An 11,605-nucleotide genomic window follows, 5' to 3' on the forward strand; every position below is an offset into this window, starting at 1 on the left:
GACAGAGGGATCCGGTTCAGCGGGACGGGCCGAACCAGCGGGACAACGCGTCGTCGAGACCGCCCGCGCCGGCACCGGTCGGTGCCAGCCAGGCGACGTAGCCGTCCGGGCGGACCAGCAGCGCGTCCAGCCCGGCGAGGGGCCCCTGCCCGCCGTCGGCGTGTGGGGTGGCCTGGACCGTGTCGACCCGGTCGGCCCAGCCGGTGGCGGCGGTCGCGGCGGCCTGGTCGTCGCCGAGGACGAACAGCACACCGCGCCCGCGGTGCAGCTGCTCGAAGGTCGAGGACTTGCCGTCGGCGCCGACCAGCTCCTGGTTGGGCAGTCGCCGGCCGAGCAGCGGGTGCTCGTCGGAGCCCACGTCGTAGCGGGTGTCCAGGCCGGTCACCATGCCGACCAGGTGCCGCTGGACCTCCGGGTACGCCACCAGCTCACCGAAGAGCTCCCGCAGCGGCTGCATCTGGTCGCCGCCCAGGTAGAGCCAGCGTTGGGCGAGGGTGTTGGCCACCACCCGGGCGTCGACCGGGTGCCGTTCGCTGTGGTACGTGTCGAGCAGCCCGGCCGGGGCGTACCCCTTGATCTCGGCGGCCAACTTCCACCCCAGGTTGACCGCGTCCTGCACCCCCGCGCTCATCCCCTGACCACCGATCGGCAGATGGATGTGCGCCGCGTCCCCGGCCAACAACACTCGACCCCGCCGGTACTCACTCGCCTGCCGGCTGGAGTCGGTGAACCAGCTGACCCAGAGCGGCCGGCCGCCGGAGATGTCCTCCCCGGTCAGCCGCTGGAAGGTCTCGGCGACCTGGGCGAAGGTCGGCGGCTCCGAGCTGCCCCGCAGGCCGGCGGAGTGCTCGTAGACGACTACCCGCTGGGCCACCGGACCGAGCGGCAGCACCATCACCATGCCACCGGGCACCCGCTCGCCCGAGAAGCGCAGCCGCAGGTCGCAGCCGGCCACGTCGGCCAGCCACATCTCCATCGTCGGCTCGGTGCCCGGGAAGTCGATCCCGGCCAGTTTCCGCGTCGTGCTGCGCCCGCCGTCCGCCCCGACCAGGTACTTCGCCCGCAGCCGGGTCGAGCCGTCCGGGGTGTTCACCTCGACCTCGACGCCGTCGGCGCCGGGGGAGATCCCGGTCACCTCGTGGCCCCGGCGGACCTCGGCGCCGAGCTCCGCGGCGCGCTGGGCGAGCACCCCCTCGGTACGCGACTGGGGAATGCCCCGGGCCCCGTAGGAGCCCCCCTCGATCACCCGGTAGTCCAGCGGCACCCCACCGAAGTGGCCGAACGGGATCGTGCCCACCTCACCGAATCGCGCCAGCAGTCCACGCTGGTCGAACTCCTCGATGGTGCGGGCCGAGAATCCGAGCGCGCGGGATTGTTGCATTGGTTCGGTGAGCCGGTCCAGCACGATCGTCGAAACGCCGTTGAGGCGTAATTCCCCGGCGAGCATGAGGCCGGTAGGACCGGCGCCAACGATAATCACGTCCGCATCGAAACTGTCCATTTCGCCCTTCCGGCTGGTGTTTTCCCAAAGTATTGCGACGGGTTGTCAGCGCGGTAAAGGGGTGGGGCTACAGGACTGTGACAAGTACGTCAGATCTTCTACAGGAGAGCCGGTCGCAGTGGTTCACACGTTCAGGCTGCGTACCCTTTCGACCGCAATCTCCAGCACCACCCGGCCGGGCGGATCCGGCGGCAGGACCCGGTACCGTCGGGCGTAGCGACGGACCGCCTCGCGGACCCGGGCGTCGTCGGCCGAGACGGTGGCCGGACCCTCGAGGGTGGCCCAGCGGAATCCGACGGTCTGGCAGAGCACCGCCCAGCCGCCGGGTCCGGCCGCGACGTTGCGGGCCTTGCGGGTGCTGGCCACGGTGAGCACCCGGGCCAGGCCGGCCCGGGGATCCCAGGTGAACCGCACCGGCACCACGTGCGGGCGGCCGTCCGGCCGCAGGGTGGTCACCGTGGCCAGGTGGTCCTCGGCCAGGAACGCCGTCACGGCGGGCGTCGACGACCGGTTGATCGGCTGCATCCTCGTGCTCCCTTCCGCGCCGGTCGCGACCGCCCAGGGCCCGCCGGCGACGTACCACTCGATCGCACCATTGTGGTGCCTCGGGTGCGGTACCGGACACTACGAACGTTCGTACAACAGACGAACGCCGAACCTGAAACAACCATTGAATCAGGTCTTCGGGCAGCGTCACGTCGGTACACTCGGGACGGTCGAATCCCATATTCCGCTCAATAGGACATCCTGGGGAACGCGTGAATGACAGATCGCACACTGCACTGGATTCCGGCGTCACGCTGAGCCCGCCGAGGTCGGTCACCGCGTTGCGGATCCTGGTGGTCGAGAACAACCTCCGTGACCTGGAGGCGCTCACCCGGGGCCTGCAACGGCACGGGCACGAGGTGCTCCAGGCGGGGACCGGCGGGGCGGCGTTGACCGCGTACCAGGACGCCGACCTCGTGCTGATCGACCTGGAGTTGACCGACCTGGACGGGCTGGAGGTCTGCCGGGCGATCCGGGGCGCCTGTGACATCCCGATCATCGCGGTGACCGCGCGGGGCACCGAGCTCGACCGGGTGCTCGGCCTGCAGGCCGGGGCCGACGACTACATGGTCAAGCCGTACGGGTTCCGCGAGCTGATGGCGCGCATCGAGGCGGTCATGCGCCGGGTCCGGCCGCAACGGACCAACGGCAACGTGCTGCTGCACGGGCCGCTGCGCATCGACGCCAGCTCCCGGGAGGTGAGCGTGCACGGCCGGCGGGTCGAGGTCACCCGCAAGGAGTTCGACCTGCTGTGCCTGCTCGCCTCGCACCCGGACACCGTCATCCCGCGCAAGCAGATCATGCACCAGGTGTGGGGCGACACCTGGTCGCGGCGGACCGTCGACACCCACGTCAGCAGCCTGCGCAACAAGCTGGGGTGCAGCAACTGGATCATCACCGTGCGCGGCGTCGGGTTCCGGCTCGGCACCGGTGAGGGTGCGGTCCGGCCGGCCACCTCCGACATCTGACCCGGATCTGACCGTCGGCTGACCCTCTCCCGCATGTCGCGTAACGGCTCTGCACAAACCTGACCGAAGCCTGAAACCCCATGTATTGAACGCTGATGGTGGTTACCCGAACCTTGGTTACAGGATTCGTGGTCGCACTTCGGAAATTGATTCGAGGTGTCACCGCCGGGCCAGTCAGGAGATCGGGTAGTGCGTAAAGTGCTCATCGCCAACCGCGGAGAGGTCGCCGTCCGCATCGCCCGGGCGTGCCGGGACGCCGGCCTCGACAGCGTCGCCGTCTACGCCGAGCCGGACCGTACCGCCCCGCACGTCCGGGCCGCCGACGAGGCGTTCGCCCTCGGCGGCGACACCCCGGCCACGAGCTACCTCGACATCGCCCGGGTGCTGCGGGCCGCCGCCGAGTCCGGGGCGGACACCGTCCACCCCGGCTACGGCTTCCTCTCCGAGCAGGCCGACTTCGCCCAGGCCGTCCTGGACGCCGGGCTGATTTGGGTCGGCCCGTCCCCGGAGGCGATCCGCTGCCTGGGCAACAAGGCCACCGCCAGGTGCCTGGCCGCCCGCGCCGGACTGCCGCCGCCACCGGGCACCCTGGAGCCGGTGCGCGGCCCGGCGGACGTGCTGGACTTCGCCCGGCAACACGGCCTGCCGGTGGCCATCAAGGCCGTCCTCGGCGGCGGCGGCCGGGGCATCAAGGTCGCCCGGACCCTCGACGAGATCCCACACCGGTACGACTCGGCGGTGCGCGAGGCGGTGGCCGCCTTCGGCAGCGGCGAATGCGTGGTCGAACTCTTCCTCGACCAGGCCCGGCACGTCGAGACCCAGTGTCTGGCCGACAGCCACGGCAACGTGGTGGTGGTCTCCACCCGCGACTGTTCGTTGCAACGTCGGCACCAGAAGCTGGTCGAGGAGGCACCGGCGCCGTTCCTCACCGACGACCAGGACCGCCGGCTGCGGGAGGCGTCCCGGGCCATCCTGCGCGACGCCGGCTACGTCGGCGCCGGCACCTGCGAGTTCCTGGTCACCGCCGACGGCGGGCTGCACTTCCTGGAGGTGAACACCCGGCTGCAGGTCGAGCACCCGGTCAGCGAGGAGGTGACCGGGATCGACCTGGTCCGCGAGCAGCTGCGGATCGCCGAGGGGCAGCCGCTGGGCTACCCGGACCCGCCGGTACGGGGGCACAGCATCGAGTTCCGGATCAACGCCGAGGACCCCGGCCGCGACTTCCTGCCCGCACCCGGCGTCGTGCGCGAGTTCCGGCCCCCGGCCGGCCCCGGGGTACGGCTGGACACCGGGATCGAGCCGGGTTCGGTGATCGGTCCGGCCTGGGACTCGCTGCTGGCCAAGCTGGTCGTCACCGGAACCACCCGGACCGAGGCGCTGCGCCGGGCCCGCCGGGCGCTTGCCGAGTTCACGGTGACCGGGGTGCCCACCACGATCGCCTTCCACCGGGCCGTGGTCGACGATCCGGACTTCGCCGGCGTGCCGATGCGGGTGCACACCCGGTGGATCGAGTCCGCCTTCGACAACCAGATCCCGGCGTACCCGGTCGATGCCGCCAACGACGAGGACGCCACCGACCGCGGCTGGGAGACCGTCGTGGTGGAGGTCGGTCGGCGGCGCGTCGAGATCGCCCTGCCGGCGGACCTCACGCCGCGCCGACCGGCGGGCGTCGCCACGGTACGCCGCCGGTCCGCGCCGGCGACGCGGGCCGTCTCCGGTGACGTGCTGGCCGCGCCCATGCAGGGCACCATCGTCACCGTCGCGGTCGCCGAGGGCCAGTGGGTCCAGGCGGGCGAGCTGGTCTTCGTCCTGGAGGCCATGAAGATGGAGCAACCCGTCACCGCACACAAGGCCGGCACCGTGACCGGCCTGGACGTGGCCCCGGGCCGGCAGGTCACCGCCGGCGCCGCGCTGTGCGAGATCAGAAGTTGACCCCCCACCACGCCAGCACGCCACCGCGCGCCCGTCGGGCCAGTCGACAGTGGAGGAAACACCGATGCACAGCACCCTGATCGTGGCGCGGATGGACCTCGCGGCCCGCCGTGACGTCGCCGCGCTCTTCGCCGAGTTCGACGCCGGGGACATGCCGCACCTGATGGGCACCCGTCGCCGGCAGCTCTTCGCCTACCGAGGGCTCTACTTCCACCTGCAGGACTTCGACGCCGACAACGGCGGTGAGCTGATCGAACAGGCCAAGACCGACAGGCGCTTCGTGCGGATCAGCGAGGACCTGAAACCGCACATCACCGCGTACGACCCGCAGACCTGGCGGTCCCCGGCGGACGCGATGGCCACCCGCTTCTACTCCTGGGAGGCGACGGCGTGACCGGCCGGCGGGCCGTCATCACCGGCGTCGAGGTCCTGGCCCCCGGTGGTACGGGAACCAAGAACTTCTGGAGCCTGCTGAGCGAGGGGCGCACGGCGACCCGGACGATCACCTTCTTCGACCCGACGCCGTTCCGCTCCCGGGTCGGCGCGGAGATCGACTTCGTCGCCGAGGAGCACGGCCTGGGCCCGCAGGAGGCCCGGCGGATGGACCGGGCCGCCCAGTTCGCGGTGGTCGCCGCCCGGGGCGCGGTGGCCGACAGCGGCATCGAGCTGGACGGGCTGGACCCGTACCGGATCGGGGTGACCGTGGGCAGCGCGGTCGGCGCGACCATGGGCCTGGACCAGGAGTACCGGATCGTCAGCGACGGCGGCCGGCTGCACCTGGTCGACCACGGGTACGCGGTGCCGCACCTCTACAACTACCTGGTGCCCAGCTCGTTCGCCGCCGAGGTGGCCTGGGCGGTCGGCGCGCAGGGCGCGTCCACTGTGGTCTCCACCGGCTGCACCTCGGGCATCGACGCGGTCGGCCACGCGGTGGAGCTGATCCGTGAGGGCAGCGCGGACGTGATGGTCGCCGGCGCGTCGGACGCGCCGATCTCGCCGATCACCGTGGCCTGCTTCGACGCCATCAAGGCCACCACCCCCCGGATCGACCACCCCGAGCAGGCCTCCCGCCCCTTCGACGCCACCCGCAACGGGTTCGTCCTCGGTGAGGGCGCCGCGATGTTCGTGATCGAGGAGCTGGGTCACGCGCAACGGCGCGGCGCGCACGTCTACGCCGAGATCGCCGGGTACGCCACCCGCAGCAACGCGTACCACATGACCGGTCTGCGGCCGGACGGGGCGGAGATGGCCGAGGCGATCCGGGTGGCGCTCGACGAGGCCCGGATGAACGGCGAGCAGATCGACTACATAAACGCCCACGGCAGCGGCACCAAGCAGAACGACAGGCACGAGACCGCGGCGTTCAAGCGCAGCCTGGGCGAGCACGCGTACCGGACCCCGGTCAGCTCGATCAAGTCGATGGTGGGGCACTCGCTCGGGGCGATCGGCTCCATCGAGATCGCCGCCTCGGTGCTGGCCATGGAGCACCACGTCGTACCGCCGACGGCCAACCTGCGTCAGCGCGACCCCGAGTGCGACCTGGACTACGTGCCGCTGACCGCCCGCGACCACCGCACCGACGCGGTGCTCACCGTGGGCAGCGGCTTCGGCGGTTTCCAGAGCGCCATGGTGCTCGCCCGACCCGGACGGGAGCAGCGATGACGACCTCGGTGGTGGTGACCGGACTCGGCGTGGTCTCGCCGAACGGTCTGGGTACCCGGGACTTCTGGTCGGCCACCCGGCACGGCCGGGGCGGCATCGGGCCGGTCACCCGCTTCGACCCGAGCGGCTACCCGGCCCGGCTGGCGGGGGAGATCACCGACTTCGTCGCCGCCGACCACCTGCCCAGCCGGCTGCTGCCGCAGACCGACCGGATGACACAGCTGGCGCTGGTCGCCGCGGACTGGGCGCTTGCCGACGCCGGTGTGGACCCCGCCGCGCTGCCCGCGTACAGCATGGGGGTGACCACCGCCAGCGCGCAGGGCGGCTTCGAGTTCGGCCAGCGCGAGCTGCGCAACCTGTGGAGCAAGGGCGGCCAGTACGTCAGCGCGTACCAGTCGTTCGCCTGGTTCTACGCGGTCAACAGCGGGCAGATCGCGATCCGCAACGGGATGAAGGGGCCCAGCGGGGTGGTCGTCAGCGACCAGGCAGGTGGCCTCGACGCGGTGGCCCAGGCCCGCCGGCAGATCCGCCGGGGCACCGACCTGATCGTCACCGGCGCGGTCGACGCCTCGATCTGCCCGTGGGGCTGGGTGGCCCAGCTGACCAGTGGTCGGCTCAGCACCAGCGACGACCCGACCAGCGCGTACCTGCCCTTCGACGCCCGCGCCCGGGGACACGTGCCGGGCGAGGGCGGTGCCCTGCTGATCCTGGAGTCGGCCGAGGCCGCCCAGCGTCGCGGTGCCAAGGTCTACGGCCAGATCGCCGGCTACGGCGCCACCTTCGACCCCCGGCCGGGCAGCGGTCGGGAACCGGGGCTGCGCAAGGCCATCGAGCTGGCGCTGGCCGACGCGGAGCTGTCCCCGGCCAACGTGGACGTGGTCTTCGCCGACGCCGCCGCCGTGGCCGACCTCGACCGGATCGAGGCCGAGGCGATCCGGGACGTCTTCGGCCCGTACGGGGTCCCGGTCACCGCACCGAAGACCATGACCGGACGGCTCTACTCCGGCGCCGGCCCGCTGGACCTGGCCAGTGCCCTGCTGGCCATGGCCGAGGGGCTGATCCCGGCCACCCTGCACTCGGACCCGGCCAGCGACTACGAGGTGGACCTGGTCGTCGAGCAGCCGCGGGCCGCCCAGGTCTGCACCGCCCTGGTGCTCGCCCGCGGCCACGGCGGCTTCAACTCGGCGCTGCTGCTGCGCTCCGGCTACCCGCACCACGCCACCCGGTGACGGCCCGCGCGCCGTACCCCCCGACGGAAGGTAGATCACCATGACCGCACGCCAGTTCACCTTCGCCGACCTGCGCCGCATCCTGATCGAGGGCGCCGGTGAGGCCGAGGGCGTCCAGCTCGGCCAGGACAAGGTCGACGTGACCTTCGCCGACCTCGGTTACGAGTCCCTGGCCATGTTGGAGACCGGCAGCCGGATCGAACGGGAGTTCGGCGTCACCCTGGACGACTCCGAGGTGATCGACGCGGCCACCCCGGGTGACCTCATCGCGGTCGTCAACGCCCACCTGGCCGTACCGACGGCCGGCACCTCCGCCTGACCACCCGCCCACCGACAGGAGTCGCACCATGTCACAGCACGCCCAGCGGGTCGCGGTCGTCACCGGGGCCACCAGCGGCATCGGGCTCGCCGCCGCCCGCCAGCTCGGCCGGCAGCACCACGCGGTCTTCATCGGCGCGCGGTCGGCCGAGAACGTCGCCTCCACCGTCAAGCAGCTCACCGAGGAGGGCCTGACGGTCGGCGGTGCGGCCGTCGACGTCCGCTCCACCGAGAGCGTCACCGACTTCGTCGCCGCCGCGGTCGAGCGGTTCGGCAGCGTGGACGTCCTGGTCAACAACGCCGGCCGCAGCGGCGGCGGGGTCACCGCCGAGATCGCCGAGGAGCTCTGGCTCGACGTGGTCGAGACCAACCTGAACAGCGTCTTCCGGGTCACCAAGGCGGTGCTCGGCACCGGCGGGATGCGGAAGCGCGGTTGGGGCCGGATCATCAACATCGCCTCCACCGCCGGCAAGCAGGGCGTGGTGCTCGGCGCGCCGTACTCGGCCTCCAAGCACGGCGTGGTCGGCTTCACCAAGGCGCTCGGAAACGAGCTGGCCCCCACCGGCATCACCGTCAACGCGGTCTGCCCCGGCTACGTCGAGACGCCGATGGCCCAGCGGGTCCGGCAGGGCTACGCCGCGGCGTACCAGACCACCGAGGACGCCATCCTGGAGAAGTTCCAGGCCAAGATCCCGCTCGGCCGGTACAGCACCCCCGAGGAGGTCGCCGGCCTGGTCGGCTACCTGGCCTCCGAGCCGGCCGCCTCCATCACCTCGCAGGCGCTCAACGTCTGCGGTGGCCTCGGCAACTTCTGACCCCACCCGCCGCACCGAGGGAGCCACCAGCATGTCGCAGCCCGGTCCGCGTACCGTCGAACACGAGATCGCCGTCTCCGCACCCGCCGAGGCGGTCTACCGCCTGATCGCCGAGGTGGTCAACTGGCCGCGGATCTTCCCGCCGACCATCCACGTCGACCGGTTGGAGCACACCGACCGCGAGGAGCGGATCCGGATCTGGGCCACCGCCAACGGCGCGCCCAAGAGCTGGACGTCCCGCCGCGTCCTCGACCCCGACAACCTGCGAATCTCCTTCCGCCAGGAGGTCTCCACCCCGCCGGTGGCGGCGATGGGCGGCACCTGGCTCATCGAACCGGTCGACGCGACCGCCTGCCGGGTCCGGCTGTTGCACGACTACCGGGCCGTCGACGACGATCCGGCCGGGCTGGCCTGGATCGACGAGGCGGTGGACCGCAACTCCCGCAGCGAACTGGCCGCGCTGAAGACCAACGTGGAGTTCGCCACCGCCGCCGAGGAGGCGACCTTCTCCTTCGAGGACACCGTGTCGGTGGCCGGCTCGGCCAAGGACGTCTACGACTTCATCAACGAGGCGCACCTCTGGTCGGAGCGGCTGCCGCACGTGGCCGAGGTCCGCCTCGACGAGGAGACCCCGGGCCTGCAGACCCTGGAGATGCAGACCCGGGCCAAGGACGGCTCGACCCACCTGACCAAGTCGTACCGGGTGACCTTCCCGCACCACCGGATCGCGTACAAGCAGTTCACCCTGCCCCCGTTGATGAGCCTGCACACCGGGATCTGGACGTTCGCCGAGACCGACGAGGGCGTCGCGGCCACCTCGCAGCACACCGTGGTGATCAACGCGGCGAACATCGCCCGGATCCTCGGGCCGCAGGCCACTCTCGCCGACGCCCGTCGCTACGTCCAGGACGCGTTGAGCACCAACAGCCGGGCGACCCTCGGGTACGCCCGGGACCACGCCGAGCGCAACCGGCCGTGACCGGGCACCCGCTCGACGCCCGGGTCGTCGTCGTCGGCGCCGGTCCGGTCGGGCTGACCGTCGCCACCGAGCTGGGCCTCGGTGGGGTCGAGGTGACCGTGCTGGAGCAGCGCGAGCAGCCCAGCACGGAATCCCGCGCCTCCACCGTGCACAGCCGGACCATGGAGCTGCTGGACAGCCGGGGACTCCTGGCGGAGCTGGGCGACGTCCCGAACGATCGACGCGGGCACTTCGGCGGGATCGGTCTGGAGCTGACCCTGCCCGGCCGCTACCCGGGGCTGTGGAAGATCCCGCAGCAGCGGATCGAGGCGCTGCTGGCACGGCGGGCCGACGCGCTCGGCGTCCAGCTGCGGCGCGGCTGGCAGCTGGTGGACCTGGTCGAGGAGGCCGACCACCTGACGGTGCTGGCCCGCACCCCGCACGGCACCCGACGGCTGCGGTGCGGGTACCTGGTGGCCTGCGACGGCGAGCAGAGCACGGTGCGGACCCTGACCGCTGTCGACTTCCCGGGCCGGCCGGCCCGCCGGGAGTTGCTGCGCGCCGACGTGGCCGGGGTCCAGATCCGCAACCGGCGGTTCGAACGGCTGCCGCAGGGCCTGGCCATCGCGGCGCGCAACGCCGACGGCACCACCCGGGTGATGGTGCACGAGTTCGGCGCCCGGGTCACCCCGTCGGGCACCGGGCCGGCCTCGGACAGCGGGCCGGCCTCGGGCGGCGAACCGACCTTCGCCCGGGTGGTCGACGCCTGGAAGCGGGTCACCGGCGAGGATCTCAGCGGCGTTACCCCGCTCTGGGTGAACGCCTTCGGCGACGCCAACCGGCAGCTCACCCGGTACCGGCACGGTCGGGTGTTCTTCGCCGGCGACGCCGCCCACCAGCAGATGCCGGCCGGCGGGCAGGCGATGAACCTGGGCATCCAGGACGCGATGAACCTGGGCTGGAAGCTGGCCCGCCACCTCGGCCCGCTACCACCGGTGGGGCTGCTGGACACCTACCACACCGAACGGCACGCGGTGGGGGCCCGGGTGCTGGCCAACATCGGCGCGCAGGCGTCGCTGCTGCTCGGCGACGCCGACGTGGAGCCGATGCGGGAACTGCTGACCGGGCTGCTGGGCGTGGAGGAGAACCGGCTCCGGCTCGCCGGCACGATCAGCGGCCTGGACATCCGGTACGACGTCGACGGCGGCGACCATCCGCTGGCCGGGGCCCGGCTACCGGAGCTCGCGCTCACCGCCGCGTCCCCGGATCCGGCCGGTCCCGACGGTCCGGCCGGTCCGGGTGGTCCGGGTGGTCCGGTCGGCACCGCCGTGACCAGTACCGTCCTGCTCCGCTCCGGCCGGGGGCTCTTCGTCGACCTGACCGGCGGGCCCGGCGAGCGGGCCGGCCGGCTCTGCGCGCCGTGGGCCGACCGGGTCACCGTCGCGGTCGCGGACCCGGCACCGGGCGGGCCGCTGGATGCGGTGGCCGCGGCCCTGGTCCGCCCGGACGGCTACGTCGCCTGGGTCGGCTCCGACGACCTCGGCGCCCGGTTCGGCTCCGACGACCCCGGCACCCGGTTCGGCTCCGACGACCCCGGCGCCCGGGGCGCCCTCGAACGGTGGTTCGGCCCGCCGGGCCGGATCTGATTCCCCGCACCCGAAGAGCTTGACCAGCCA

At 72.3% G+C, this 11,605-nt stretch carries 11 protein-coding genes; 9 read left to right on the forward strand and 2 right to left on the reverse strand.

The window, feature by feature from the left end:
- Positions 1-16: 16 nt before the first annotated feature.
- Together ACN28G_RS06160 and ACN28G_RS06165 are read right to left on the reverse strand one after the other, a co-directional pair.
- Complete coding sequence (locus ACN28G_RS06160; RefSeq protein WP_091436041.1) at positions 17-1,501, reverse strand: FAD-dependent monooxygenase; 1,485 nt, start codon at positions 1,499-1,501, stop codon at positions 17-19.
- 123 nt (positions 1,502-1,624) lie between these two features.
- Entirely contained in the window at positions 1,625-2,026 is a 402-nt protein-coding gene (locus ACN28G_RS06165) for a pyridoxamine 5'-phosphate oxidase family protein (protein WP_091436043.1), read from the reverse strand.
- A gap of 302 nt (positions 2,027-2,328) precedes the next feature.
- Here ACN28G_RS06165 and ACN28G_RS06170 point away from each other — a divergent pair, with 302 nt between their 5' ends.
- The 9 genes from ACN28G_RS06170 to ACN28G_RS06210 all read left to right on the forward strand — a co-directional run bounded on the left by ACN28G_RS06170 (position 2,329) and on the right by ACN28G_RS06210 (position 11,575).
- Positions 2,329-3,015 (forward strand): response regulator transcription factor, encoded by a 687-nt coding sequence (locus ACN28G_RS06170; RefSeq protein ID WP_217628921.1) that lies wholly within the window; start codon positions 2,329-2,331, stop codon positions 3,013-3,015.
- Between the two features lie 189 nt (positions 3,016-3,204).
- Positions 3,205-4,947 (forward strand): acetyl/propionyl/methylcrotonyl-CoA carboxylase subunit alpha, encoded by a 1,743-nt coding sequence (locus ACN28G_RS06175; RefSeq protein ID WP_421478662.1) that lies wholly within the window; start codon positions 3,205-3,207, stop codon positions 4,945-4,947.
- A 64-nt stretch (positions 4,948-5,011) separates the two neighbouring features.
- Positions 5,012-5,341, forward strand: coding sequence for a TcmI family type II polyketide cyclase (locus ACN28G_RS06180; RefSeq protein ID WP_091436050.1), 330 nt, complete (start codon positions 5,012-5,014; stop codon positions 5,339-5,341).
- Positions 5,338-6,609 (forward strand): beta-ketoacyl-[acyl-carrier-protein] synthase family protein, encoded by a 1,272-nt coding sequence (locus ACN28G_RS06185; RefSeq protein ID WP_091436053.1) that lies wholly within the window; start codon positions 5,338-5,340, stop codon positions 6,607-6,609. Before ACN28G_RS06180 ends, ACN28G_RS06185 begins: the two co-directional genes overlap by 4 nt.
- Complete coding sequence (locus ACN28G_RS06190; RefSeq protein WP_091436055.1) at positions 6,606-7,838, forward strand: ketosynthase chain-length factor; 1,233 nt, start codon at positions 6,606-6,608, stop codon at positions 7,836-7,838. The genes ACN28G_RS06185 and ACN28G_RS06190 overlap by 4 nt, the downstream gene beginning before the upstream one ends.
- Positions 7,839-7,878: 40 nt before the next feature.
- The gene (locus tag ACN28G_RS06195) at positions 7,879-8,157 is read left to right on the forward strand and encodes an acyl carrier protein (protein WP_421478663.1); all 279 of its coding nucleotides are present in this window, start codon (positions 7,879-7,881) and stop codon (positions 8,155-8,157) included.
- A 28-nt stretch (positions 8,158-8,185) separates the two neighbouring features.
- The gene (gene fabG / locus ACN28G_RS06200) at positions 8,186-8,971 is read left to right on the forward strand and encodes a 3-oxoacyl-ACP reductase FabG (RefSeq protein WP_421478664.1); all 786 of its coding nucleotides are present in this window, start codon (positions 8,186-8,188) and stop codon (positions 8,969-8,971) included.
- A gap of 31 nt (positions 8,972-9,002) precedes the next feature.
- A complete protein-coding gene (locus ACN28G_RS06205) occupies positions 9,003-9,950 on the forward strand; it encodes an aromatase/cyclase (protein ID WP_091436061.1) in 948 nt (315 codons plus the stop codon).
- Positions 9,947-11,575, forward strand: coding sequence for an FAD-dependent monooxygenase (locus ACN28G_RS06210; protein WP_421478665.1), 1,629 nt, complete (start codon positions 9,947-9,949; stop codon positions 11,573-11,575). The genes ACN28G_RS06205 and ACN28G_RS06210 overlap by 4 nt, the downstream gene beginning before the upstream one ends.
- The last annotated feature ends 30 nt before the right edge of the window (positions 11,576-11,605 follow it).

The organism is Micromonospora sp. WMMA1923, assembly GCF_049179195.1.
In the GTDB taxonomy this organism is placed as follows: Bacteria; Actinomycetota; Actinomycetes; order Mycobacteriales; family Micromonosporaceae; genus Micromonospora; species Micromonospora yangpuensis.